General features: G+C 72.3%; 23 protein-coding genes. 14 read left to right on the top strand and 9 right to left on the bottom strand.

Annotation, left to right across the window (positions count from 1 at the left end; all coding sequences use genetic code 11):
• The first annotated feature begins 61 nt into the window (after positions 1-61).
• The 7 genes from ACIOC0_RS24650 to ACIOC0_RS24620 all read left to right on the top strand — a co-directional run bounded on the left by ACIOC0_RS24650 (position 62) and on the right by ACIOC0_RS24620 (position 8,514).
• Positions 62-1,522: a CitMHS family transporter gene (locus tag ACIOC0_RS24650; protein ID WP_402157566.1), complete on the top strand. Its 1,461-nt coding sequence runs from the start codon at positions 62-64 to the stop codon at positions 1,520-1,522.
• A gap of 31 nt (positions 1,523-1,553) precedes the next feature.
• Positions 1,554-2,795, top strand: coding sequence for an MFS transporter (locus ACIOC0_RS24645; RefSeq protein ID WP_402157565.1), 1,242 nt, complete (start codon positions 1,554-1,556; stop codon positions 2,793-2,795).
• A gap of 142 nt (positions 2,796-2,937) precedes the next feature.
• On the top strand, positions 2,938-3,714 hold the full coding sequence (locus ACIOC0_RS24640; protein WP_402157563.1) for a hypothetical protein: 777 nt from the start codon (positions 2,938-2,940) through the stop codon (positions 3,712-3,714).
• The gene (locus ACIOC0_RS24635) at positions 3,701-4,366 is read left to right on the top strand and encodes a class F sortase (RefSeq protein ID WP_402157562.1); all 666 of its coding nucleotides are present in this window, start codon (positions 3,701-3,703) and stop codon (positions 4,364-4,366) included. Before ACIOC0_RS24640 ends, ACIOC0_RS24635 begins: the two co-directional genes overlap by 14 nt.
• A gap of 222 nt (positions 4,367-4,588) precedes the next feature.
• Positions 4,589-5,977 (top strand): aldehyde dehydrogenase family protein, encoded by a 1,389-nt coding sequence (locus ACIOC0_RS24630; protein ID WP_402157559.1) that lies wholly within the window; start codon positions 4,589-4,591, stop codon positions 5,975-5,977.
• An 11-nt stretch (positions 5,978-5,988) separates the two neighbouring features.
• Positions 5,989-7,068 carry a Zn-dependent alcohol dehydrogenase gene (locus ACIOC0_RS24625; protein ID WP_402157557.1) on the top strand — a complete coding sequence of 360 codons (1,080 nt, stop codon included), beginning with the start codon at positions 5,989-5,991 and terminating at the stop codon, positions 7,066-7,068.
• 123 nt (positions 7,069-7,191) lie between these two features.
• Positions 7,192-8,514, top strand: a complete 1,323-nt coding sequence (locus tag ACIOC0_RS24620; protein ID WP_402157556.1) for an MFS transporter — start codon at positions 7,192-7,194, stop codon at positions 8,512-8,514.
• Here the strand turns inward: ACIOC0_RS24620 and ACIOC0_RS24615 are convergent.
• The 3 genes from ACIOC0_RS24615 to ACIOC0_RS24605 form a co-directional block, all read right to left on the bottom strand.
• Positions 8,506-9,441 carry a DMT family transporter gene (locus tag ACIOC0_RS24615; protein ID WP_402157672.1) on the bottom strand — a complete coding sequence of 312 codons (936 nt, stop codon included), beginning with the start codon at positions 9,439-9,441 and terminating at the stop codon, positions 8,506-8,508. The genes ACIOC0_RS24620 and ACIOC0_RS24615 overlap by 9 nt on opposite strands.
• A gap of 67 nt (positions 9,442-9,508) precedes the next feature.
• On the bottom strand, positions 9,509-10,219 hold the full coding sequence (locus tag ACIOC0_RS24610; protein WP_402157554.1) for an ArsR/SmtB family transcription factor: 711 nt from the start codon (positions 10,217-10,219) through the stop codon (positions 9,509-9,511).
• 59 nt (positions 10,220-10,278) lie between these two features.
• The gene (locus tag ACIOC0_RS24605) at positions 10,279-10,920 is read right to left on the bottom strand and encodes a TetR/AcrR family transcriptional regulator (protein ID WP_402157552.1); all 642 of its coding nucleotides are present in this window, start codon (positions 10,918-10,920) and stop codon (positions 10,279-10,281) included.
• A gap of 63 nt (positions 10,921-10,983) precedes the next feature.
• Here ACIOC0_RS24605 and ACIOC0_RS24600 point away from each other — a divergent pair, with 63 nt between their 5' ends.
• From ACIOC0_RS24600 to ACIOC0_RS24590, 3 genes are all read left to right on the top strand, one after another.
• Positions 10,984-12,135 carry an acyl-CoA dehydrogenase family protein gene (locus ACIOC0_RS24600; protein WP_402157550.1) on the top strand — a complete coding sequence of 384 codons (1,152 nt, stop codon included), beginning with the start codon at positions 10,984-10,986 and terminating at the stop codon, positions 12,133-12,135.
• Between the two features lie 59 nt (positions 12,136-12,194).
• Positions 12,195-12,482 carry a YiaA/YiaB family inner membrane protein gene (locus ACIOC0_RS24595; protein ID WP_402157549.1) on the top strand — a complete coding sequence of 96 codons (288 nt, stop codon included), beginning with the start codon at positions 12,195-12,197 and terminating at the stop codon, positions 12,480-12,482.
• Positions 12,483-12,603: 121 nt separating this feature from the next.
• Positions 12,604-13,230, top strand: a complete 627-nt coding sequence (locus ACIOC0_RS24590) for a TetR/AcrR family transcriptional regulator (RefSeq protein ID WP_130444117.1) — start codon at positions 12,604-12,606, stop codon at positions 13,228-13,230.
• A gap of 24 nt (positions 13,231-13,254) precedes the next feature.
• On the opposite strand, the gene ACIOC0_RS24585 is transcribed toward ACIOC0_RS24590, so the two are convergent.
• On the bottom strand, positions 13,255-13,716 hold the full coding sequence (locus tag ACIOC0_RS24585) for a MaoC family dehydratase (RefSeq protein WP_402157546.1): 462 nt from the start codon (positions 13,714-13,716) through the stop codon (positions 13,255-13,257).
• A gap of 116 nt (positions 13,717-13,832) precedes the next feature.
• Between ACIOC0_RS24585 and soxR the strand changes: the two genes are divergently transcribed.
• Positions 13,833-14,309, top strand: coding sequence for a redox-sensitive transcriptional activator SoxR (gene soxR, locus ACIOC0_RS24580; RefSeq protein ID WP_402157545.1), 477 nt, complete (start codon positions 13,833-13,835; stop codon positions 14,307-14,309).
• 413 nt (positions 14,310-14,722) lie between these two features.
• On the opposite strand, the gene ACIOC0_RS24575 is transcribed toward soxR, so the two are convergent.
• Together ACIOC0_RS24575 and ACIOC0_RS24570 are read right to left on the bottom strand one after the other, a co-directional pair.
• Positions 14,723-15,799, bottom strand: coding sequence for an RNA ligase (ATP) (locus ACIOC0_RS24575; RefSeq protein WP_402157544.1), 1,077 nt, complete (start codon positions 15,797-15,799; stop codon positions 14,723-14,725).
• A gap of 220 nt (positions 15,800-16,019) precedes the next feature.
• Positions 16,020-16,622: a hypothetical protein gene (locus ACIOC0_RS24570; RefSeq protein WP_402157543.1), complete on the bottom strand. Its 603-nt coding sequence runs from the start codon at positions 16,620-16,622 to the stop codon at positions 16,020-16,022.
• Positions 16,623-16,888: 266 nt separating this feature from the next.
• Between ACIOC0_RS24570 and ACIOC0_RS24565 the strand changes: the two genes are divergently transcribed.
• Positions 16,889-19,687 (top strand): penicillin acylase family protein, encoded by a 2,799-nt coding sequence (locus ACIOC0_RS24565; RefSeq protein ID WP_402157541.1) that lies wholly within the window; start codon positions 16,889-16,891, stop codon positions 19,685-19,687.
• Between the two features lie 22 nt (positions 19,688-19,709).
• On the opposite strand, the gene ACIOC0_RS24560 is transcribed toward ACIOC0_RS24565, so the two are convergent.
• Positions 19,710-21,149, bottom strand: coding sequence for a serine-threonine protein kinase (locus ACIOC0_RS24560; protein WP_402157540.1), 1,440 nt, complete (start codon positions 21,147-21,149; stop codon positions 19,710-19,712).
• Between the two features lie 172 nt (positions 21,150-21,321).
• Between ACIOC0_RS24560 and ACIOC0_RS24555 the strand changes: the two genes are divergently transcribed.
• A complete protein-coding gene (locus tag ACIOC0_RS24555; RefSeq protein ID WP_402157671.1) occupies positions 21,322-22,086 on the top strand; it encodes an SDR family oxidoreductase in 765 nt (254 codons plus the stop codon).
• Positions 22,087-22,350: 264 nt separating this feature from the next.
• Entirely contained in the window at positions 22,351-22,944 is a 594-nt protein-coding gene (locus ACIOC0_RS24550) for a TetR/AcrR family transcriptional regulator (protein WP_402157539.1), read from the top strand.
• Between the two features lie 63 nt (positions 22,945-23,007).
• On the opposite strand, the gene ACIOC0_RS24545 is transcribed toward ACIOC0_RS24550, so the two are convergent.
• Positions 23,008-24,222, bottom strand: a complete 1,215-nt coding sequence (locus ACIOC0_RS24545; RefSeq protein ID WP_402157536.1) for an acyl-CoA dehydrogenase — start codon at positions 24,220-24,222, stop codon at positions 23,008-23,010.
• Between the two features lie 5 nt (positions 24,223-24,227).
• On the bottom strand, positions 24,228-25,250 hold the full coding sequence (locus tag ACIOC0_RS24540; RefSeq protein ID WP_402157534.1) for a phosphotransferase family protein: 1,023 nt from the start codon (positions 25,248-25,250) through the stop codon (positions 24,228-24,230).
• Positions 25,251-25,393 lie beyond the last annotated feature (143 nt).

The following is a 25,393-nucleotide window of genomic DNA, read 5'->3' as shown; positions in this document are numbered from 1 at the left end:
ACGTCGACGCACCGCCGACCCCCAGGTGGGATGTTCAAGGGCGAACGTTAGGTATCCACTCATGCTGACCATCCTCGGCTTCGCCATGATCGCGACCTTCCTGGTCCTGATCATGATGAAGAAGATGTCGCCGATCGCGGCGCTCGTTCTGATCCCGGCGCTCTTCTGCGTCTTCGTCGGGAAGGGCGCCAAGCTCGGTGACTACGTCATCGACGGCGTCACCAGCCTCGCCCCCACCGCGGCGATGCTCATGTTCGCGATCGTCTACTTCGGTGTGATGATCGACGTCGGCCTCTTCGACCCGATCGTGCGGGCCATCCTGAAGTTCTGCAAGGCTGACCCGCTCCGCGTCGTCGTCGGCACGGCGCTGCTCGCCGCGATCGTCTCCCTCGACGGCGACGGCTCCACCACCTTCATGATCACCGTCTCGGCGATGTACCCGCTGTACAAGCGCCTGAAGATGAGCCTGGTCGTGATGACCGGTGTCGCCGCGATGGCCAACGGCGTGATGAACACGCTGCCCTGGGGCGGACCGACGGCCCGCGCCGCCACCGCCCTCAAGCTCGACGCCAGCGACATCTTCGTGCCGATGATCCCGGCGCTCGCCGTGGGCCTGCTGTTCGTCGTCGCGCTCTCGTACGTCCTCGGCCGCCGCGAGCGCAAGCGGCTCGGCGTGCTGACCCTGGACGACGTCCTGGTCGAGGACAAGCCCGGCTTCGTCAAGGACCAGGCCGCGGCGAAGGTCGAGGAGAAGGAGACCGAGGCGGTCCTCGTCGGCGCCGGCGCGGGCGGTTCCGCCGACGGCAAGTCCCCTGCCCTCAGCGGTGGTTCGGGCTCCGGTACGGACGCCGACGCGGACGACGACCGGCCGCAGGAGACCTTCGCGGCCCTCGACCCCGCACGCCCCACCCTGCGCCCCAAGCTGTACTGGTTCAACGCGCTGCTCACCGTCGTGCTGCTCACCGCCATGATCATGGAGTGGCTGCCGATCCCGGTGCTGTTCCTGCTCGGCGCGGCGCTCGCGCTCACCGTCAACTTCCCCCACATCCCCGACCAGAGGGCCCGGCTCGCCGCCCACGCCGACAACGTCCTGAACGTCTCCGGCATGGTCTTCGCCGCCGCCGTCTTCACCGGCGTCCTCCAGGGCACCGGCATGGTCGACCACATGGCCAAGTGGATGGTGGGCGTCATCCCCGACGCGATGGGCCCGCACATGGCCCTGGTCACCGGTGTGCTGAGCCTGCCGCTCACCTACTTCATGTCCAACGACGGCTTCTACTTCGGCGTCCTGCCGGTCCTCGCCGAGGCGGGCGCGGCGCACGGCGTCACCCCGCTGGAGATGGCCCGCGCCTCCCTCGTCGGCCAGCCGCTGCACATGTCCAGCCCGCTCGTCCCGGCCGTCTACGTCCTGGTCGGCATGGCCAAGGTCGAGTTCGGTGACCACACCCGCTTCGTGGTCAAGTGGGCGGCCCTCACCTGCCTGGTGATCCTGGGCGCGGGAATGCTGTTCGGCATCATCTGATCCACGTCAGCTCTCCTCGGGAGGAAGATCCATGGGGCCCGGTGGGAACCGCGGCTGGCTGCTCCGCCTCGTCATCGCCTTCGGCTTCGCGCAGGGGGCGGTGTCGATGGCCCGGCCCGCCGTCTCCTACCGGGCCCTCGCGCTGGGCGCGGACGAGCGTGCGGTCGGCGTCATCGCCGGCGTCTACGCGCTGCTCCCGCTGTTCTTCGCGGTGCCGCTGGGGCGCCGCACCGACCACGGCCGGTGCGCGCCCCTGCTGCCGGTCGGCGTGGTCCTCATCTCCGGCGGCTGCGCGCTGAGCGGCGTCGCCGGCTCACTGGCGACGATGGCCCTGTGGAGCGGGGTGATGGGCCTCGGGCACCTCTGCTTCGTCATCGGCTCGCAGTCGCTGGTCGCCCGCCAGTCCGCCCCGCACGAACAGGACCGCAACTTCGGCCACTTCACCATCGGGGCGTCTCTCGGCCAGTTGGTCGGACCGATCGCGGCGGGCGCCCTGATCGGCGGCCACGACATGGCCCGCACCAGCGCGCTCGCCCTGCTGGTCGCCGGCGCGGGAGCCGCCGTCGCGTTCACCTCGCTGTGGCGCATCGAGCGGCGCGACAGAGCGGCCGCCTCCCGCGCCGAGCGCGGGGACCGGGTGCCGGTGGGCCGGATCCTGCGCGCCCGGGGGGTGCCCGGGGGCATCCTCGTCAGCCTGTCGGTGCTGTCGGCGACGGACATCCTCACCGCCTACCTGCCGGTGGTGGGCGAGCAGCGCGGTATCGCGCCGACCGTCGTCGGCCTGCTGCTCAGTCTGCGCGCCGCGGCGAGCATCGCCTGCCGGCTGGTGCTCACCCCGCTGCTGCGGCTGCTCGGGCGGCGGGCGCTGCTCACGGTGACCTGCCTGCTGGCGGCGCTGCTGTGCGCGGGGGTCGCGCTGCCGACGCCGGTGTGGGTGCTGGCCGTGATGCTCGCGGTGCTGGGGTTCTGCCTCGGGGTGGGGCAGCCGTTGTCGATGACGACGGTGGTGCAGGCCGCGCCGGAGGGGGCGCGTTCCACGGCGCTGGCGCTGCGGCTGACCGGCAACCGCCTGGGGCAGGTGGCCGCGCCGGCCGGCGCCGGGCTGATCGCGGGCGCGGCGGGGGTCGCCGCGCCGTTCGTGATGCTCGGCGGGTTGCTGCTGCTGTCCTCGGGGGTCGCCCTGCGGTCGGCCGCGGCCGAGGCCCCGACGGCGGACGGGGAGGCGGCCGGGGCGGCCCGCGCGGCGGAGGACGGACGCGCGGCGCGGCGGTGAGGGACGCCGTCCCCGATTGGGCCGGGCGGGGGAAATGTGACGGTGTGTCGGGCGAAGTCGGGGGCCGGCGGGGCCCGGGTGTGAAAGAGAGTCAGATGAAAGCGCGATTTGTATGAAAATCGTCTGACTCGGAGGAACGTCCATGTCCAGCATGATGCTCCCGTCCGCGGCCGGCACCCGCCTCGGCGTCACGGCCCTCGCGGTGCTCGGCGCCGCCGGGGCCACCTGGCTCGCGGCCCCCACCGCCGCCGCCGCGCCCGGAGACGGCGCCGACATCCGGATCCACAACGAGCGCGTGCCCTTCGGAGTGTCGAAGGACGACCCCGTCGTCTGCCGCTTCTACCTCGACGCCGCCAACTTCGGTGAGCTGACGACCGTCGCCTACACCATCGAGGCGCAGCCCCCGCTGCCCACAGCCGCCACGGTCACCGGCAGCATCACCCTCGCCGGCGGCGCCGGTCACACCGACACACTGGGCCTGGCCGACGGCCAGTACCGGCTCACCTGGACCGTCGTGGGCGGCAGCGGCCCGCGCGAGAAGGTCTTCAGGGTCGACTGTGACGCCAATCGCCAGAACGGCGCCAACGGCGGCCAGGGCAACGGTCCGCAGGGCAACGGTCCGCAGGGCAACGGTCCGCAGGGCAACGACAACGGCAACGGCAACGCCAACGCCAACGGCGGCGGCAACGGCAACGGCGGCGGCCGGGGCGAGGACCCCGGCAGCCCGATCTCGGACAGCGGCCAGGGCGGACATTCCTCCGGTGGTCCCAAGGGCGGCGTCCACGCCGGCGGCGGCGGTCTCTTCGACACCATGGAGGCGTACACCCCGCTGAGCGCGGCCGCCGCCGTGGGCGCGGTCGTCGTCGGTGGCGCCGCGTACGTCCGGATGTCCCGCCGTCGCTCGCATGGTGCCGCGTAGGCGCCGACGCAGGCCCTGGTACCGGACCCGCCTCTACCGCCTCGCCAGGACGGCCGTCATCGCGGCCGTCCTGGTGACGGCGGGGGTCCAGTGCGGCGGCCCCTCCCAGCCGGCCACCCCGGCAGCGGGGGCCGACGCACGCCCCGAGGCCGGGGGGTCCGGGGCGGACGCCTCGACGCCCCCGCCCCGCCCGCTCCCCAGGTCCAGGGCCACCACCCTGCGTGTGCCCTCACTCGGAATCGACGCCCCGGTCGTCCCCCTGCGGCTCGGTCCCGGCCGGGAACTGGGGACCCCGCCGCTCGACAAGCCCAAGGTCGTCGGCTGGTACGCGGACGGTCCCAGCCCCGGCGAGCGGGGCACAGCCGTCGTCGTCGGCCACCGGGACACCAAGACCGGCGCCGCCGTCTTCGCCGCCCTGCACCGCGTCAAGGCCGGCGGGCGCATCGAGGCCCGGCGCGCCGACGGCCGTACCGCCGTCTACACCGTCGACCGGGTCAGGATCTTCGACAAGGCCCGCTTCCCAGACAAGGAGGTCTACGGCCCCCGCAAGCGTCCCGAGCTGCGGCTGCTCACCTGCGGCGGCCTCTTCGACCGCAAGACCGGCTACTCCAGCAATGTCGTCGTCTTCGCCCACCTGACGGCCACCCGCTGATCCGTCCCCACCGGTCCGCCGTCCCACCTCCCCGGCCGGCTGTCCCTCCGTGCCGCCCCTGTTCCGCGCCCTGTACCGTCCCCTGTCCTGTGCCCCACTCGTACCCCGTGGTGTCCCGCTCGTGTCACCGTGAGGCGTCGCACCCCGGCGCCTCTGGCGCCCAAAAACTATCGACGCTAGTTTAGGGCGCGGACGACCGAGGACCGCCCGGAGGGAAGCACGATGAAGGCACACGACGGCATCTACCTCGACGGCGCCTGGCGCCCCGCCGCAGGCCAGGACGTGATCGAGGTCGTCGACCCGGCCGACGAGCGGGTGATCGCCACGGTTCCGGCGGGCACCGCCGAGGACGTCGACGCCGCCGTGCGGGCCGCGCGCGCCGCCCTCCCGGCCTGGGCCGCGACCCCGCCGGCCGAGCGGGCCGCTCGTCTGGCCGCCCTGCGGGACGCGCTGACCGCCCGCAAGGACGAGATCGCCGAGACCGTCACCGCCGAACTCGGCTCCCCACCGGCCTTCTCCGAGGCCGTCCACGCGGGCCTGCCGATCGCGGTCGCCGGCTCCTACGCCGAACTGGCCGCTGCCCACCCCTTCGAGGAGAAGGTGGGCAACTCGACCGTCCTCCACGAGCCGATCGGCGTGGTCGGCGCCATCACCCCCTGGAACTACCCGCTCCACCAGATCGTCGCCAAGGTCGCCCCCGCCCTGGCCGCGGGCTGCACCGTCGTCCTGAAGCCGGCCGAGGACACGCCGCTCACCGCCCAGCTCTTCGCCGAGGCCGTCGACGAGGCCGGCGTCCCCGCCGGTGTGTTCAACCTCGTCACCGGCCTCGGCCCGGTCGCCGGGCAGGCCCTCGCCGAACACCCGGGCGTGGACCTGGTCTCCTTCACCGGATCCACCGCCGTCGGCCGCCGGATCGCCGCCACCGCCGGCGCGGCGATCAAGAAGGTCGCCCTCGAACTCGGCGGCAAGTCCGCCAACGTCATCCTCCCGAGCGCCGACCTGGCCAAGGCCGTCAACGTCGGCGTCGCCAACGTCATGTCCAACTCCGGCCAGACGTGCAGCGCCTGGACCCGCATGCTCGTCCACCGCGACCAGTACGACGAGGCTGTCGAGCTGGCCGCGGCGGCCGCCGCCAAGTACGGCGACCGCATCGGCCCGCTCGTCAACGCCAAGCAGCGCGAACGCGTGGTCGGCTACATCGAGCAGGGCGTTGCCGAAGGGGCCAGGCTTGTCGCCGGCGGACCCGAATCGCCGCGCGAGCGGGGCTACTTCGTCAGCCCCACCGTCCTCGCCGACGTCACGCCCGAGATGACCGTCGCGCAGGAGGAGATCTTCGGCCCGGTCCTGTCGATCCTTCCCTACGACGACGAGGAGGACGCCCTGCGCATCGCCAACGGCACGGTCTACGGCCTCGCCGGCGCGGTCTGGGCCGGCGACGAGGCGGAGGCGGTCGCCTTCGCCCGCCGGATGGACACCGGGCAGGTCGACATCAACGGCGGCCGCTTCAACCCGCTCGCACCCTTCGGCGGTTACAAGCAGTCCGGCGTCGGCCGCGAACTCGGCGCGCACGGCCTCGCCGAGTACCTCCAGACCAAGTCCCTCCAGTTCTGAGGAGCCCTCACATGGTCCGAGCAGCCGTTCTGCCCGCCGTGGGCGCACCCCTGGAGATCACCGAGATCGACCTTCCGGACCCCGGCCCCGGACAGGTCCGCGTGCGGCTCGCCGCCGCCGGCGTCTGCCACTCCGACCTCTCCCTGTCCAACGGCACCATGCGCGTCCCCGTCCCGGCCGTCCTCGGCCACGAGGGCTCGGGCACGGTTGTCGCCGTCGGCGAAGGGGTGGCGCACCTCGCGCCCGGAGACGATGTCGTCCTCAACTGGGCCCCCTCCTGCGGCAGCTGTCACGCCTGCTCGCTCGGCGAGGTCTGGCTGTGCGCCAACGCGCTGACCGGATCCGCCGACGTGTACGCCCGCACCGCCGCCGGCGTCGACCTGCACCCCGGCCTGAACGTCGCCGCGTTCGCCGAGGAGACGGTCGTCGCCGCCTCGTGCGTCCTGCCCCTGCCCGACGGCGTCCCGCTCACCGACGCCGCGCTCCTCGGCTGCGCGGTCCTCACCGGCTACGGCGCCGTCCACCACAGCGCGCGCGTGCGGGCCGGTGAGACGGTCGCCGTGTTCGGCGCCGGGGGAGTGGGCCTCGCGACCCTCCAGGCGGCCCGGATCGCCGGCGCCTCGGCGATCGTCGCCGTGGACGTCTCCCCGGAGAAAGAGGACCTCGCCCGCGCCGCCGGCGCCACCGACTTCGTCGTCGCCTCCGCCGACACCGCCCGCGAGATCCGCGCGCTCACCGGCAAGCAGGGAGTCGACGTGGCCGTCGAGTGCGTGGGCCGCGCGGACACCATCCGCGCGGCCTGGGACTCCACCCGGCGCGGCGGCCGCACCACGGTCGTCGGCATCGGCGGCAAGGACCAGCAGGTCACCTTCAACGCCCTGGAGATCTTCCACTGGGGCAGGACCCTCGCCGGCTGCGTCTACGGCAACTCGAACCCGGCGCAGGACCTGCCGGTGCTGGCCGAGCACGTCCGGGCGGGCCGCCTGGACCTGGGCGCACTGGTGAGCGAACGCATCGCGCTCGAGGGGATTCCGGCGGCCTTCGCCAACATGCTCGCGGGCAAGGGCGGCAGGGCGCTGGTGATGTTCTGAGACCGAATCGCCCGGAGTGCCCCAGGCGCTCCGGGCAACCTTCGTGCACGACCGTTGACCCCATACCGTCCGGTCAGTATGTTCCCGGGAACGTCCCCACCGCACCCATCGGAGTGTGCACGCATGGACACGTTCCCCACCGATCGACCCACCACCGTGACCGCCGCGTCGACCCCCCATCGCCGCCGTGTGGCCACCGCCGCCGCCCTCGCCTCCGCCGTCGAGTGGTACGACTACTTCGTCTTCGGCATCGCCGCCGCCCTCGTCCTCGGCGACCTCTACTTCCCGGCGGGCAGCCCCACCGCCGGGGTCCTCGCCTCCTTCGCCACCTTCGCCGTGGGCTTCCTCGCCCGCCCGCTCGGCGGCATCGTCGCCGGCCACCTCGGCGACAAGCGCGGCCGCAAGCCGATGCTCGTCCTCGCGCTCACGCTCATGGGCGTGGCCACCACGGGCATCGGCCTGCTGCCGACGTACGACACGATCGGCGTCGCCGCCCCGGTCCTGCTGGTCACCCTGCGCGTCGTCCAGGGGCTCGCGGTCGGCGCCCAGTGGGGCGGCGCGATGCTCCTGGCCACCGAGTACGCCCCCGAGGGCAAGCGCGGTGTCTACGGCAGCGTCGTCCAGCTCGGCGTCCCCATCGGCGTGGTGACCGCCAACAGCGTGTTCCTGCTGGCCGGCGCCTTCACCACCGACAGCGCCTTCGCCGCCTGGGGCTGGCGGATGCCCTTTCTCGTCGGCCTGTTCGTCCTCGTGCTCGCCTGGTACATCCACACCCGCGTCGAAGAGACGCCCGCCTTCCGGGAGGCGGAGCGGGCGCTCGCCGAGAAGGAGAAGTCCGAGCGCGGCTCGCCCCTGCGCACGGTCCTGCGCGACCACCTCGGCACGGTCCTCCTGGCCGGCGGCTCCTTCGCCGTGAACACCGCGACCTTCTACATCCTCATCACCGGCGTCCTCGACTACACCACCCGCGAACTGGGCATGAACCGCGGCGCCGTCCTCACCGTCTCGCTCTGCGTCAGCCTCACCCAACTGGTGCTGATCCCGGCCTCCGCCGCGCTGTCCGACCGCGTCGGCCGCATCAAGATCTACGCGTTCGGCGCGGTCGGCATCGCGGTGTGGGCCGTACCGCTGTTCCTGCTGATCGACACCGGCTCACTGCTGTGGCTCGCGGTCGGCACGTTCGTCGCGAGCTGCTTCCTGAGCATCATGTACGGCCCCCAGGCCGCCCTGTTCGCCGAACTGTTCACACCCGAGATGCGCTACACCGGCGCCTCCCTCGGCTACCAGATCGCCGCCGTCGGCGGCGGCGGACTCGCGCCGTTCGTCATGGTCCTGCTCCTGGAGGCGACGGGCACGTCGATGTCGGTCGCCGCCTACATCGTCGGCCTCTCGGTGATCGCGCTCGTCTCCATCAAGGTCCTGTCCGGCAGGGCCCGTTCACGCTGACTCCTCCAGTCGCTCCGGCCGCGGCTCCACCGCCGCGGCCTCGGGCGCCCGCCGGGCCCGCGACCGCGACACCGCGACCCCGGCCAGGCACAGCGCCCCGCCCGTCAGCGTGAGCGGCCCCGGCACTTCACCCAGGGTCAGCCACGACATCAGGACGACCAGCGCGGGCACCGCGTACGTCGTCGCGCCCATGCGGCTGGCGGTCGTACGGGCGAGGGCGTACGCCCAGGCGGTGAAGGCGAGCGCGGTCGGGAAGACGCCCAGGTAGACCATGTTCAGCGTGGCTGACACCGGGGCCTTCGCCGCCTCGCTCACCAGCTGCCCGGCGAACGGCAGGCAGAGCACCGCCCCGACCAGGCACCCGAACGTCGTGACCTGCAGCGCGCTCGCCCGCCGCAGCGCCGGCTTCTGCGCCACGACTCCGGCGGCGTACGCGATCGCCGCCAGCAGACACAGTGCCACCCCGAGCACCGAGGAACCGCCGTCCCCCGACATCGACAACCCCACCGTCACCGCACCGGCGAAGGACACCGCCATCCCGGCCAGCAGCCGCGGCGGCATCGCGTCCCCCAGGAAGCGCGCGCCGAGCAGGGCGATCAGGATCGGCCCGATGTTCACCACCAGGGCAGCCGTGCCCGCGTCGACCTGCTGCTCGCCCCAGTTCAGGACCACCATGTAGAAGCCGAACCAGAGCACCCCCGATATCCCGATCCCGCGCCACGCCGATCGCGGCGGCCACCCCTCCCGCCGCACGAGGCAGATCAGCCCCAGCGTCAGGGCCCCGGCCAGCAGTCGGCCGAGGGCCAGCGCGCCCGGCGAGTAGGCGTCGCCCGCGCTGCGGATCGACACGAACGCCGAGGCCCACAGCACCACGGCGACGGCGGCCGCACCGGCCGCGAGCAGTTCCGTACGACGTGGGGAGTGCATCATGCTCCAGAGGCTAGGGAAGAGAAGGGGGCGAGGTCTCGCGGTTTTCGGACCGGGCGGGCGGCGGCTACCTCAGCGCGGCCCGGTCGATGCCCAGCAGTTCGTTCAGCGCGTGTTCTCCCGACGCCGTCACCCGCACCGCGCGCTCGGAGCCGATGCGCTCGCACCACCCCGAGTCGAAGGCGTGCCGGCACAGGGCGGCCCCCGCGACCCCGGCGAGGTGGGGGCGGCGCTCCGTCCAGTCGAGGCAGGCGCGGGCCAGCGGCCGCCGGCCCGTGCGGTCGAGGGCGATGCCAGTGCCGTCGAACCACCGCAGCCCCGCCCGGGTCAGCGCGAACCCCGTCTCCTGGAGCAGCAGCCCGCGCGCGGTGAGCGCGTCGGTGACCGCGATGCCGAGCCGCCCGGCGAGGTGGTCGTAACAGGTGCGGCCGCGTGCCAGCGCCGAGCCCGCGCTCGACGCCCGCAGACTGCGGGGTGCGGCGACGGCGTCGGGGGCGACCTGGGCGGCCAGGTCCTCCACCAGCTGGGCGACCCGGGCGTCGGCCAGCCGCACGTACCGGTGCCGCCCTTGCCGCTCCTCGGCGAGCAACCCGCCCGCTACGAGCTTGCCCAGGTGCTCGCTCAACGTCGACGCGGCGACCCCCGCGTGCCGCGCCAGCTCACCGGCGGTCCACGCCCGCCCGTCGAGCAGCGCCAGCAGACACGTGGCCCGTGTCTCGTCGGCGAGCAGCCCCGCCAGCCGGGCCAGCAGTGGAGCCCGTGCATCCCTGGTGGTCATGCCCCCCAGCATGCGACACGAACGCTTCGGCGCCGACCGAAGTGTGCGCGCGGTCGGGGCTACGCGCCGCGCCGCACCTGCTCGTACTGCTGGGCCAGCCCGTCCAGCAGCGCGGTGAGCCCCGTCTCGAAGGCGCGTTCGTCGATCTTCTCCTGCTGGTCGGCCAGCAGATGGGCCTGACCGAGGTGCGGGTAGTCGGCCGGGTCGTACGCGCCGGCGTCGCCGACGAAACCGCCCGCGAAGGAGCCGAGCGCGGAGCCCATGATGAAGTACCGCATCAGCGCGCCGATCGAGGTGGCCTGCGCGGGCGGCCAGCCGGCGTCGACCATCGCCCCGTACACCGCGTCCGCGAGCCGCAGCGCGGCCGGACGGCGGCCGGGGCCGCGGGCCAGGACCGGCACGATGTTGGGGTGGTCGCGCAGGGCGGCCCGGTAGGAGACGGCCCAGTCGTGCAGGGCGGTCCGCCACTCCCGGCCGTCCTCGAACATCGTCAGGTCCACCTGGGCGCTGACCGAGTCGGCGACGGCCTCCAGGATCTCGTCCTTGGTGCGGAAGTGGTTGTAGAGCGAGGGCCCGCTCACGCCGAGCTCCGCGGCGAGCCGCCGGGTGGAGACGGCCGCCAGGCCCTCGGCGTCCACGAGCGCGCGGGCCGTCACGACGATGCGGTCGGTGCTCAGCAAGGGCTTGCGCGGTCGGGCCATGGCGCACATAGTAGGGCTGACACAGGAAACTAGCAGTGCTAATTAAAGGATGGGTGTCGCGTCATGCGTCTGGGGCTCAGCGAGGAGCAGGAGGCCGTCCGGCGGCTCGCCCGGGACTTCGTGGAGCGCGAGATCGCCCCGCACGCCGCAGCCTGGGACCGCGCCGAGGAGGTCGACCGGGGCATCGTGAAGAAGCTCGGCGAGGTCGGCTTCCTGGGACTGACGATCGACGAGGAGCACGGCGGCTCGGGCGGCGACCACCTCGCGTACTGCCTGGTCACGGAGGAGCTCGGCCGCGGTGACTCCTCGGTGCGCGGGATCGTGTCCGTCTCCCTCGGCCTGGTCGCCAAGACGATCGCGGCCTGGGGGAGCGAGGAGCACAAGCGGCGCTGGCTGCCGGGGCTGACCTCGGGCGCGTACGTCGGCTGCTTCGGCCTGACCGAGCCCGGCACGGGCTCGGACGCCGGGAACCTCACCACCCGCGCGGTCCGCGACGGCGACGACTACGTCATCGACGGCACGAAGATGTTCATCACCAACGGCACCTGGGCCGACGTCGTGCTGCTCTTCGCGCGCTCCACCGACGCCCCCGGTCACAAGGGGGTCTCCGCGTTCCTCGTCCCCGCCGACACCCCCGGCCTGACCCGCCGCACCCTGCACGGCAAGCTCGGCCTGCGCGGTCAGGCCACCGCCGAACTGGTCCTGGACGGCGTCCGGGTGCCGGCGTCCGCGCTGCTCGGCGAGGAGGGCAAGGGCTTCTCCGTCGCCATGTCGGCCCTCGCCAAGGGGCGGATGTCGGTCGCGGCGGGCTGTGTCGGCATCGCCCAGGCCGCGCTGGACGCGGCCGTGCGGTACGCGGGGGAGCGCGAGCAGTTCGGAAAGAGCATCGCCCACCACCAGCTCGTCCAGGAGCTGATCAGCGACATCGCGGTCGACGTGGACGCCGCCCGGCTCCTCACCTGGCGGGTCGCGGACCTGATCGACCGCGGGCGGCCCTTCGCCGTGGAGTCCTCCAAGGCCAAGCTGTTCGCCTCGGAGGCCGCCGTCCGCGCCGCCAACAACGCCCTCCAGGTCTTCGGCGGCTACGGCTACGTCGACGAGTACCCGGCGGGCAAACTGCTGCGCGACGCGCGGGTGATGACCCTCTACGAGGGCACCAGCCAGATCCAGAAGCTCCTGATCGGGCGGGCGCTGACCGGGGTCTCGGCATTCTGAGTAGGTTCTGAGTACGTGCGCGGATGTGGCGCGCGCCACGCCCGGACGATGCTGTGGCCATGAGTGACACACCGGTCAAGCAGCAGAGCACCGCCGCGTTCCACGGCCAGGCGGTCGCGTCCTTCGCCGTCGCCATGGCGGCCACGGCCATCGGTATCTTCCGGCTGAACGCCGACGCCTGGGTGCGCGGTTTCCTGGCCATCGCCGTGCTGTACCTGGTCACCTCCGCCTTCACCCTGGCCAAGGTGATCAGGGACCGTCAGGAGGCGGGGGCGATCGTGAGCCGGGTCGACCAGGCGCGGCTGGAGAAGCTGCTCGCGGAACACGACCCCTTCGAGAAGCTCTGAGGGGGTCGCCCGGCCCGCGAGGGATTCCCCTATGCCTGAGGGCTTCCGAGCGGCGGCGCTAAGCGGCCGCTCAGCTTCAGCGGTATGGTGTAGCTCCGGTAGCGAGAGGGGCGAACCAGCGATGAGTACGGCGGAGGAGACGGCCGGCGGCGACGTCGAGCCGTGGGAAGAGGTCACCCCTGACGCGGCCCGGCGACTGCTCGTCGCCGCCGTGGAGGCTTTCGCCGAGCGTGGCTACCACGCGACCACCACCCGCGACATCGCGGGCCGCGCGGGCATGAGCCCGGCCGCCCTCTACATCCACTACAAGACCAAGGAAGAGCTGCTGCACCGCATCAGCCGCATCGGTCACGACCGCGCGCTGGACATCCTGCGCACGGCCGCGAACGGCGACGGCGACGCGACGCGGCGGCTCGCGGACGCCGTGAGCTCCTTCGTCCGCTGGCACGCCGGGCGGCGCACCACCGCGCGGGTCGTGCAGTACGAACTGGACGCCCTCGGCCCCGACGCCCGCGCCGAGATCCTCGACCTGCGCCGGCAGGTCGACGCGCAGGTGCGCGGGATCATCGAGGACGGCGTGGCGGCCGGCGAGTTCGACGTGCTGGACGTGCACGGCACGACCCTCGCCGTGCTGTCGCTGTGCATCGACGTGGCCCGCTGGTTCAACGTGGACGGCCCGCGCACGCCCGACGAGGTCGGCGCGCTGTACGCCGACCTCGTGCTGCGGATGGTGGGCGCGGCGAAGTAGCCGCGGGCGGCGGTCCGTTCCGTTCTAGAGGTAGTACCGGGACACCGACTCCGCGACGCACGCCGGCTTGTCCCCGCCCTCGCGCTCCACGGAGAAGGCGACGGTGAGCTGGACGCCGCCGGGCACCTCGTCCACCGAGGTGATCGTCGCGGTGGCGCGCAGCCGGGAGCCGACCGGCACGGGGGAGGGGAAACGGACCTTGTTCGTCCCGTAGTTGACGCCCATCTTCACGTTCTCGACGGAGATCAGCTGCGGCCCGAACAGCGGCAGCAGCGACAGCGTCAGGTACCCGTGCGCGATCGTGGTCCCGAACGGCCCGGCGGCGGCCTTCTCCGGGTCCACGTGGATCCACTGGTGATCGCCGGTGGCCTCGGCGAAGAGGTCGATCCGCTTCTGGTCGACCTCCACCCAGTCCGTGTACCCCAGCTGCTCGCCCACCGCAGCCTTCAGCTCGTCGACGGACGTGAAGATCCTCGGCTCAGCCATGTCCCGGCCTCTCGTGTGACGTCTAAGCGACTGCTTAGCATGGTCGGGAGTGAGGTCGGTGTCAACGGATCGAGGAGACGGGTCGACCGGTCGGCCTGATCGGTAGTCTCTGAGGGGTGCCCCAGATACCCGAGAAGATCCACGAGCTCACGGTCGGCCAGCTCGCCGCCCGCAGCGGCGCCGCCGTCTCCGCGCTGCACTTCTACGAGGCCAAGGGGCTGATCAGCAGCCGCCGCACGCCGGGCAATCAACGCCGCTACCACCGCGACACGCTCCGGCGCGTGGCCTTCGTGCGGGCCGCCCAGCGGGTGGGCATCCCGCTGGCCACGATCCGCGAGGCGCTCGCCGAACTGCCCGAGGAGCGCACGCCGACCCGCGAGGACTGGGCCCGCCTGTCGCAGGCCTGGCGAGCCGAACTCGACGAACGCATACGGCAGCTGAACCGTCTGCGCGACCACCTCACCGACTGCATCGGCTGCGGCTGCCTCTCCCTCCACACCTGCGTCCTCTCCAACCCGAACGATGCCTTCGGCGAACGGGCGGCGGGATCAAGGCTGCTGACGGAGAAGCGAGGCGCGGCGGAAACCCGGTAGACACCGGGCGGCGGGGCGGCTGCGGCTCGCGTGTGGCCGGTCGCGCAGTTCCCCGCGCCCCTGGGGGGTGGGTCGCGTCGTTCCCAAGTTGCGCCTAGTCGCGGGCAGCTGGGTACGTGCGGCTCGCGTGTGGCCGGTCGCGCAGTTCCCCGCGCCCCTGGGGGGTGGGTCGCGTCGTTCCCAAGTTGCGCCTAGTCGCGGGCAGCTGGGTACGTGCGGCTCGCGTGTGGCCGGTCGCGCAGTTCCCCGCGCCCCTGGGTCGGGTGAGTCGCCTCGGTCTCAAGTCGCGCCTGGCCGCGGGCAGTCGTGCCGCTGGGGCGGCGCGGATGGGCGCGGCGGCACCTCGGCGGCGCCGGGTTTCGCGACTCCACCCGGCCCGCGACGACCCACGGTCATCTACCCCCGGCTCACCTCTACTCGTACTCCGTCCCACCCTTCCGTGTCAGATAGGCCGCGCTCACCGCCTTCGCGATCGCCCGGCCGCCGGTCACCGTGCTGTACCGCTCGACAGCGGGACGAATCACCACGCCCTCCCGAAGATGCAGCTCCCGCCCGGACACCGTCTCGCGTCCGCTCGCCAGCTCCAGCACCCGCTCACTGTCGTACGGCCCCTCGAACAGCCTTGGCACCACAGGCAGTTCACCGTCCAGCAGCTCCACCACCTCCCCCGGGTCCAGCCACCGCACCGCACCCCCGGCCTCCACGGAGACGTCGAACGCGGCATACCCGAGACTCTCCCGCCGCCCGTCCGCGCCGTACGCCAGATCCTGCACGCCCGCCCCGTACACCTCACCGAAGATCCCGACCCGCCGCGCGCCGAGCCGCTCGGCGATCCCGGCCGCCGCCTCCATCACGCCGTGCCCCCTTACGGCACGCCAGTACAGGTTCCGCGGATCCTCCTTCAGCGCCAGCGACTTCCCGCCGAAGCCCTTGGAGGAGACGTACACCCGCCCCTCGTCCGCGACATACGTCAGCAGGCACGCCGACCCGTGCAGCTTCTCCGTCAGCACCACCGGCTCACCCGGAGCGAAGATGTCCGGATAGCGCTGGATGTTTTCGATGTCGACCCAGGGCAGCAGCTCGGACGCGGCCTCGACCTCGCCGCTCATCGTCGGCGGGATCGGCGGCACCCACTTGGTGATGCCCAGCCGCTCCGCGAAGTCGGTCCCCGCCTCGGCCGCCCGCTCCAGGTCGACGTCGGCCAGCGCCGCGGGCCGGCACACGATCCCCTGCGACAGCTCGCCCCGCAGACGGACCGCCTTGACCCGGTCCGCCTTGCTCCCGGCCAGCCGCCCGGTCAGCCCCAGCTCCTCGATCAGGGAGGCCGGCAGCACCGCCTGCTCGGGGATGTAGAGCGCGGCGTCCCCGGTGCGGTACGCCCCCTTGGCGACGACCGCGCGATACAGGCCCACCTGGGCCAGTTCGAGGGCGTCGGCGTTGGGGTGTTCGTGGACGGTCAGCACTTCGGCGGTGACGCGCAGCGTCGACATGAGGGGCTCCTTCAGGGCCTCAGACGGGTCTCATCCCTCCCGACTGTCCTCATGGCAAAGCGCTGGAGCGACCGGATTAGCGGCTGGTACCGTCACCCGCCGTTGCATCGCCCCGCGTTGCCCACGGCGGAACAGGGGTGCGCCACACCCTCGGTGCGCACCCCGTGCCGTACACGCGCCGTGCTTCCGCACGGCCCCCGGCTCAGGCCGGCGGCCGGTCTCACGCCGACATCAGCAGCCGCCCCCGCCTCGCGTACGCCAGCGCCTCCGCGGTGAGGACCGGGCGGGGGACGAGTATGCCGCAGTCCGCGCAGACCGGGCCGGAGGACGGTTCGTGGTCCAGGTCGTACTTCCACTGGAGCCGCGCCCCGCCGCACACCGGACAGGCGGAGCCCGGCTCGCGCTCCAGGGCGGTGATCAGCCGGCGCAGCACCTCGGCCAGCGGCTCACGGGGATGCACCCGCGGGTCGTCGCACCACGCCACGCCGAAACCGCCCCAGGTCATCCGGTGCCAGTCGTCCACGGTGCCCGGCCGACGCAGCCCGTCGTACTTCTCCTTCCTGCGGCGCTCGGCGAACTCCACCTCGTAGGCCAGCCACACCGCCCGCGCCTCCTCCAACTCGTCCAACGCGGCCACGAGCCGCGCAGGATCGGGGGAGCGGTCCTCGGGGCCGAACCCGGCCCGCGAGCAGAGATGGTCCCAGGTCGCCCTGTGCCCGTAAGGAGCGAACCGCTCCAGGCACTTGCGCAGTGAGTAACGCCGCAGCGCCAGATCGCACCGCGTGTCACGCACCTGTCTCGCCAGACTCCGAAAACCGGCCATCGCCTTGCACCTCCGTCACATCTGCACCTGCACTTCGGTCACTTCGGCGTTCGTCGCGCTCGGACTTCGCGCACCGTCCGCGAGGACTTCGCGCGGCATCGCCGAATAGACGTATCGACAAGCGATTCGGCTCCCTTCGGTTCCATCCGATCCGCGATGCCGCCCATGAGATTGATGAGGCGACTTCGAAACATGACGCATGTTCATCTTCAATACCGGGGATACCGGCGGTAACCTTCCGGCCATCCCCTCGCTAGGAGTTGCCGATGCCACGGCGAATCCCATGCACCGCTCCCGTCAGACTGAGAACTCCCGGCAGATTCCCCGGGTTCCTGAAGACCGCATCCGTATGCGCCCTGATTGCCGGTCTTTTGACGCCATTTTCCGTCGGGACCGCCCGCACGGCGTCCGCGGCCGAGCTCACGGCCGTGAACGACCACTGCGGCGCGCAGTGCTCCGACATCCTGCCGCCCGGGCAGAACGGCAACGCCACCCTCGCCCAGATCCTGCTCAACCAGGCCTTCGGCACCCAGCCCGCGCACGCCGAGGACCAGCTCGGGCCCTACGCCAACCTGGCCAAGGGATATCCGGCGCTGACCAACCAGACGATCAACACGTTCTTCAACGACGCGTCGTTCGGGGTCCCCGCCGATCAAGTCGCCTCCACCGTGAAACCCGCCGGCCGCGGCGATGTCACCATCGTCCGCGACAAGAAGACGGGCGTACCGCACATCACCGGCACCACCAGATACGGCACCGAGTTCGGCGCCGGATATGCCGCCGCCGAGGACCGGCTGTGGCTCATGGACGTGTTCCGGCACGTCGGTCGCGGTCAACTCACCTCCTTCGCCGGCGGCGCCGCCGACAATCAGGGCCTTGAACAGCAGTTCTGGCGCAACGCCCCGTACACCGAGGCCGATCTCCAGGCCCAGATCGACAACGCGGTCGCCGTGAACGGCGCCCGCGGACAGCTGGCGCTCGCCGACGCCAACGCCTATCTCGACGGCGTCAACGCCTATATCGACGCCTCCGACAGCGGCCGCTACTTCCCCGGTGAATACGTGTTGACCGGGCACAAGGACTCAATCACCAACGCGGGCTCCATCGCCCACTTCAAGATCACCGACCTGGTGGCACTCGGCTCGGTCATCGGCGCCCTCTTCGGCTCCGGCGGCGGAGGCGAGGTCAACAACGCGATCTCCCTGCTCGCCGCGCAGCAGAAGTACGGCGTCGAACAGGGCACCAGGGTCTGGGAGTCGTTCCGCGAACGCAACGACCCCGAAGCCGTCCTGACCGTCCACGACGGCAAGAGCTTCCCCTACGCAGCCAAGCCGGAGAACCCCCAGGGCCAGGCCCTCCCCGACGCCGGCTCGGTCGTCGAGGAACCCCTCGTGTACGACCGCACCGGCGCCGCCGCCGCCCCCACCGCGGCGACCGCTTCCGCCACGGCCGCCGCCACCGCCTTCAGCTCCGCCCGGCGCGGCATGTCCAACGCCCTCGTCGTCAGCGGCGACCACACCGCCGGCGGCCACCCCGTCGCCGTCTTCGGCCCCCAGACCGGCTACTTCGCCCCCCAGCTCCTGCTCCTGCAGGAGCTCCAGGGCCCCGGCATCAGCGCCCGCGGCGCCTCCTTCGCCGGCCTGAGCATGTACGTCGAACTCGGCCGCGGCCAGGACTACTCCTGGAGCGCCACCACCTCCGGCCAGGACATCATCGACACCTACGCCGTCGAGCTGTGCCAGGACGATTTCCACTACCTCTACCGCGGCGCCTGCACCGCGATGGAGAAGATCGAGCAGAAGAACGCCTGGAAGCCCACCACGGCCGACAACTCCCCGGCCGGCTCGTACACGATGCGCGTCTGGCGCACGAAGTACGGGCCCGTCACCCACCGCGCGACCGTGGGCGGCAAGAAGGTCGCCTACACCACCCTGCGCTCGTCCTACTTCCACGAGGCCGACTCCATCATCGGCTTCCAGATGCTCAACGACCCCGACTACGTGAGGGGACCCGAGTCCTTCCAGAGCGCGGCGCAGCACATCAACTACACCTTCAACTGGTTCTACGCCGACTCCGAGCACACCGCGTACTACAACAGCGGCGACAACCCGGTGCGCGCCGCCGGCGTCGACGCGGAGTTCCCGGCGTGGGCGCAGCCCGCGTACGAGTGGCGTGGCTGGAACCCGGCGACCAACACCGCCTCCTACACCCCGCCCTCGCAGCACCCCAACTCCATCGACCAGGACTACTACATCTCCTGGAACAACAAGCAGGCCCAGGACTACACGTCCGCGCCCTGGGGCGACGGCTCCGTGCACCGCGGGAACCTGCTGGAGACCCGGGTGAAGAAGCTCGTCCAGGCCGGCGGCGTCACCCGCGCCTCACTGGTCAAGGCGATGGCGGACGCGGCTCTCGCCGACCTGCGCGCCGAGGACGTCCTGCCCGACCTGCTGAAGGTGATCAACAGCTCCCCGGTCACCGACACCGCGGCCGCCGCGGCGGTGGGCAAGCTCCAGGCCTGGCTGACCGCCGGCGGCAAGCGCACCGAGACGACGGCCGGTTCGAAGACGTACGCGAACGCGGACGCCGTACGCATCCTGGACGCCTGGTGGCCGCTGCTGGTGAAGGCCCAGTTCGAACCCGGTCTCGGCGCCGGCCTGTACGCGGCGTTCACCGCCAACCTGCCCGCCGACGAGCCCCCTTCGGCGGCGCACGGCCCGACCGGCGCCCACGCCGGCAGCTCCTTCCAGTACGGCTGGTGGAGCTACGTCGACAAGGACCTGCGGGCCGTGCTCGGCGAGCCGGTGAAGGGCCCGCTGGCGCAGAAGTACTGCGGCGGCGGCAGCCTGACCGCCTGCCGCGACACCCTCCTCACCTCCCTGAAGGAAGCGGCGGGCCGTACGGCGGCCCAGGTCTACCCCGGCGACGCCCTGTGCGCGGCCGGCAACCAGTGGTGCGCCGACTCGATCGTGCAGCGCACCCTCGGCGGCATCAAGCACGGCAACATCAGCTGGCAGAACCGGCCCACCTACCAGCAGGTGGTGGAGTTCACCTCACACCGCTGACCCACCCGAGGCGGGCCGTGCCTCAACGGACGCGGCCCGCCGACAGCACCAGTCGCGCCAGTTCGGGGTGCACGATGTCGCTGTGCGCCCCGGACGGCGGCCCGCCCCGGCGGACCACCTCCGCCACGTCCACGTTCACGCAGCCCGACGCCGGCAGTGGACCGGCCAGCGCCTCCGCGAGCGTGCACGCGCGCGTACCCGGCACCGCCCGCACACCCCCGTACCCCATCGCACCCCACTTGGCTCCGGACACCCCGCCGAACCCGAACTCCCCGCCGAACTCCAGCTCGCCGGCCGCCCCGACTCCCGCGACGGTCCCGGCCGCTCCGGGCTCACCGGCCGCTCCGGGCTCGTCCGCCGCCGCGAACTCCTCGGCCGCCCCGCGTTCGTCGCCCGCCATCCGGGAGGCCAGCGGGTAGATCGTGCCGAGCGCCGAGTCGTAGCGGGAGTGACAGCACACCAGCGGCCCGTCCACCCGGCTCTGCCGGCCGTTCAGCGCACCGCCCGCGCGCGCGTCGTGCGGGAGCCGTGCGGCGAACGCGTAGTGCGAGAAAGCCCCCTGGAGCAGCGTCACCGACTTCACCGCGCGCACCCCTTCGGGCAGCCCCCGCAGCGCGAACGACACCAGCCGCCCGCCGAAGCTGTGCCCCACGAGGTGCACCCGCAGCTGCGGCGCCGCACCGGCCAGCCGTCCGACGAGCGGTCCGAGCCCCCGCTCGCCGACCGTGCCCGCCCGCCGCTTCATCGCGTAGTACGTGGCCTGCCGCAGCAGTTCGTGCGCGCCGTCCCACGGGTTCGGCACAGAGAACCCGGCCGCCCCCGAGCCGCCTTCCATCAGGGCCAGCGCCCGCGCGAAGTCCTCGCAGACCTCCGCCGTCGGCGCGTGCAGCATCAACGGCGCGTCCTGCGGCGCGCCCCCGGTCAGGACGTCCGCCGCGCACGACTCCTGCGGCCCCGACGGCGCGGCCGCCACCAGCAGCCGCACCAGACGCCCGAACTCCTCCAGCCCGGCGTCCCCCGGCGGCCGCAGATCCAGCAGCCCCGCGATCCGCTCGACCACGGCCGCCCGGCCCGGGAACGTCCCCAGCAGCGCGTCCCGCGTGTCCTCCTCCAGCGCCGGCCGCCGCACCGGTCCGGCGGCGGCGGAGGAGCGCGGCAGATCGGGGATCGGCTCGTCGGAGAACCGCATCGACGGCCACACCACGCCCACGTACCCGAGTCTCGCCGCCGGGGCGAGCCGGGGGAACGGCGCGAAGAAGCGGCTGTAGAGCGCGGTCGCGCCCGAGCGGTCGTTGTTCCAGCCGTGCGCGAAGACCACCAGGTCCCGCACCCCCTGCCGGGCCACCCCGGTCAGCAGCCGGTCACGCTGCCCGCCGTCGACGTCCCCGTCGGCGTCGAAGGTCACCTCCCAGTAGGGAGACACGCTCATCGAACTCGTCGCGCCGGTCGCCGCATCCGCCATCACAGGCCCCCTTGCCCCGCAGCGTGCGCCAGGTGAGCGCATCGTCCTGCCAACGGCGGCGGTTGGCCAGACGTCACGGCGGCACCCGTACGGCGTAACACCCTTCTCCCCGACATACCGACCGGTTAGTCTGGCAGTCGCGGGGGAGCTGGAGCTGTGGCGAAGGAGACCGATCGTGGAAGCCGTGCAGGGTGCTGGAGTCGTCGTCACCGGTGCGGGGGGCGGCATAGGCGCCGCCCTCGCCCGGAGGTTCGCCGCCGAGGGCGCCCGGGTCGTCGTCAACGACCTCGACGCGGACCGGGCGAAGACGGTCGCCGACGAGATCGGCGGCATCACGGTGCCGGGCGACGCCTCCGGGATCGTCGCCGAGGCACGCGACGCCCTCGGCGGCACGGTCGACGTCTACTGCGCCAACGCCGGCGTCGCCTCGGGCGGGTCCGAGGCCGCCGCGGAGGCCGTCTGGGCCCTCGCCTGGGACGTCAACGTCATGGCGCACGTCCGCGCGGCGCACGCCCTGCTCCCGCACTGGCTGGAGCGCGGCCGGGGCCGGTTCGTCTCCACCGTCTCCGCCGCGGGCCTGCTCACGATGATCGGCGCGGCCCCCTACAGCGTCACCAAGCACGGCGCGTACGCCTTCGCCGAATGGCTGTCGCTGACCTACCGCCACCGCGGCGTCAAGGTCCACGCGATCTGCCCCCAGGGCGTCCGCACCGACATGCTGGACGCCACCGGCACCGCCGGCGACCTCGTGCTCAAACCGACCGCGATCGAACCGAAGGACGTCGCGGACGCCCTGTTCAAGGGCATCGAGGAGGACCGCTTCCTCATCCTGCCCCACCCCGAGGTCTCCGGGTACTACGAGGCGCGCGCCGCCGACCCCGACCGCTGGCTGACCAACATGAACCACCTCCAGCAGAAGTGGGAGGCCGCCGAATGACTCCGTTCCAGCAGAAGTGGGAGGCCGCCGAATGACTCCGTCCGGCCACCGCGGAAGGAGAGGCCACCCGCCTCCGCCCGGCGCCGACGGACCCGAATGAACCGGCGGTCCACCGCAAGGAGAGACTGGCCGCCTACAAGTACCCGCGGCAGGTGGAGGTCCCGCCCGGCTCGCCCGAGGCGGCGAGTGGGAAGATCCTCCGTCGGGAACCGCGTTCCCCCGCGCACGACAGCCAGTAAGGCAGACGAAAGGCAGGTGGCGGCAGTGCCCAGAACGACGGAGGGCGCCGGGACGCCCGTGCCGCAGCGGCTCCTCGCCGCCGCCACCCGGCTCTTCGCCGAACGCGGCTACGACCGCACCTCGGTGCAGGAGATCGTCGAGGCGGCCGGCGTCACCAAGGGGGCGCTGTATCACTACTTCGGTTCCAAGGACGACCTGCTCCACGAGGTGTACGCGCGTGTGCTGCGCGTCCAGCAGGAGCGCCTCGACGCGTTCGCGGACGCCGACGAGCCGATCGAGAAGCGGCTGCGGGGAGCGGCGGCGGACGTCGTCGTCACGACGATCGAGAACCTCGACGACGCGATGATCTTCTTCCGGTCGATGCACCATCTGAGCCCGGAGAAGAACAAGCAGGTGCGGGCGGAGCGGCGGCGCTACCACGAGCGGTTCCGCGCCCTCGTGGAGGAGGGCCAGCGGACCGGCGTCTTCTCCAGCGCCACCCCGGCGGACCTGGTCGTCGACTACCACTTCGGCTCGGTCCACCACCTGTCGACCTGGTACCGCCCCGACGGGCCGATGACCCCCCAGGAGGTCGCCGACCACCTCGCGGACCTCCTGCTGCGGGCCCTGCGCCCCTGAGCCGTCGTTCACAGGACATGCGTAAGGGGCGGTCGCCATGGCGACCGCCCCTTACCCGTCACCTCACAGGTACTTCTTCAGCTCCCGACGCGCCAGCGACCGCTGGTGCACCTCGTCCGGGCCGTCGGCGATCATCAGCGTCCGCGCCCCCGCGTACAGCTCGGCCAGCGGGAAGTCCTGGCTCACCCCGCCCGCGCCGTGCAGCTGGATCGCCCGGTCGATGATGTCGACGACCGCGCGGGGCGTGGCGATCTTGATGGCCTGGATCTCGGTGTGCGCGCCCCGGTTGCCGACCGTGTCCATCAGCCAGGCCGTCTTCAGCACCAGCAGCCGCAGCTGCTCGACCGTCACGCGCGCGTCCGCGATCCAGTTGTGGACCACGCCCTGCTGCGCCAGCGCCTTGCCGAAGGCCGTACGGGAGACGGCCCTGCGGCACATCAGCTCGATGGCGCGCTCCGCCATGCCGATCAGCCGCATGCAGTGGTGGATACGGCCCGGACCGAGTCGGGCCTGCGCGATGGCGAAGCCGCCGCCTTCCTCGCCGATCAGATTGGACACCGGCACGCGCGCGTGGTCGAAGATCACCTCGGCGTGGCCGCCGTGGTAGTGGTCCTCGTACCCGAAGACCTGCATGGCCCGCTTCACGGTGACACCCGGGGTGTCGACCGGGACCAGCACCATCGACTGCTGGCGGCGGATGTCGTCGCCGTCCGGGTCGGTCTTGCCCATCACGATGAGGATCCTGCAGTCCGGGTTCATCGCCCCGGAGATGTACCACTTGCGGCCGGTGATGACGTACTCGTCGCCGTCCCGCTCGATGTGCGTGGTGATGTTGGTGGCGTCCGAGGAGGCCACCTCCGGCTCGGTCATCGCGAACGCGGAGCGGATCTCACCGGCGAGCAGCGGCTCCAGCCACTGCTTCTTCTGCTGCTCGTCGCCGAACTGGGAGAGCACCTCCATGTTGCCGGTGTCTGGCGCGGCGCAGTTCAGCGCGGTCGGCGCGAGCTGCGGGGAGCGCCCGGTGATCTCGGCCAGCGGCGCGTACTGGAGGTTGGTCAGACCCGCGCCGTACTCGGAGCCGGGCAGGAACAGGTTCCACAGGCCCTGGCGGCGCGCCTCGGCCTTCAGCTCCTCGACCACCGCCGGCGTGTCCCACGGCGAAGCCAGCAGCGCGCGCTGCTCCTCGGCGACCGCCTCCGCCGGATACACGTGCTCGTCCATGAAAGCGAGCAGCTTGCCGCGCAGCTCCTCGGTGCGCGCGTCGAACGCGAAGTCCATGGCCGTCAGCCTTCCTGCAGAGTGGTCAGTCCGTGGTCGATGAAGACGGGGACGAGCTCACCGATGCGGTCGAAGCCGCCGCCCACCGTCTGGCCCAGGGTGTAGCGGTAGTGGATGCCCTCGAGGATCACGGCGAGCTTGAACCAGGCGAACGCCGTGTACCAGGCGACCGCCGACACGTCCCGCCCCGAGCGGGTGGCGTACCGCTCGACGAGTTCGGCGGGCGAGGGGTGCCCGGCGGCGGTGGCGGTGGTGGACACCGGCGAGTTCGCCACCTCCAGCGGAACGCTGTACATCACCAGCAGACCGAGGTCGGTCAGCGGGTCGCCGAGGGTCGACATCTCCCAGTCGAGGATGGCCCTGATCGTGTCGTTCTCACCGATCAGGACGTTGTCGAGCCGGTAGTCGCCGTGCACGACGGCCGGGGCGGGCGACGTGGGCAGGCTGCGCCCGAGGGCCGCGTGCAGCTCGTCGACGCCCGCCAGCTCGCGGCTGCGGGAGGCGTCCAGCTGCTTGCCCCAGCGGCGCAACTGCCGGTCCAGGAAGCCCTCGGGGCGGCCGAAGTCGGCGAGCCCGACCTCGGCGGGGTCCACCGCGTGCAGGTCGACCAGCGTGTCCACGAGCGAGAGCATCGCGTTGCGGGTGCGCTCGGGGCCGAGCGGCGCGAGCTGCTCCGCCGTGCGGTACGGCGTGCCCGTGACGAACTCCATGACGTAGAAGGGCGCGCCGAGCACGTCCTCGTCCTCGCACAGCAGCACCGGGCGCGGCACCGGCACGTCCGTCGGGTGCAGCGCGCTGATCACCCGGTGCTCGCGCCGCATGTCGTGGGCGGTGGCCAGCACATGACCGAGCGGCGGCCGCCTGACGACCCACTTCGACTCGCCGTCGGCGACCATGTAGGTGAGGTTCGAGCGCCCGCCCTCGATCAGCCGGCCGGTCAGCGGGCCGTGGACCAGACCGGGCTGCTCGCGGTCGAGCAGGGTGCGCAGCCGGTCCAGGTCGAGGCCGGGCGGGTGGTCGGGGCTCATGCGGGACTCCTACGGCAGACGAACGAGGACTCACGCCCTATGATGCCGACCGGTCGGTATGTAGTCCAGGGGCGACGCCCAACGTGACCGGAGCCACCCTAGTGCCCCGCCTCGCGCGCGGGCGCGACCCGTGTGCTCCGGGT

The sequence above is a fragment of the Streptomyces sp. NPDC088254 genome (assembly GCF_044740925.1).
GTDB lineage: Bacteria > Actinomycetota > Actinomycetes > Streptomycetales > Streptomycetaceae > Streptomyces.
The sequence above is the reverse complement of the archived record's forward strand: the minus strand, read 5'-3'. Positions and strand labels throughout refer to the sequence as shown.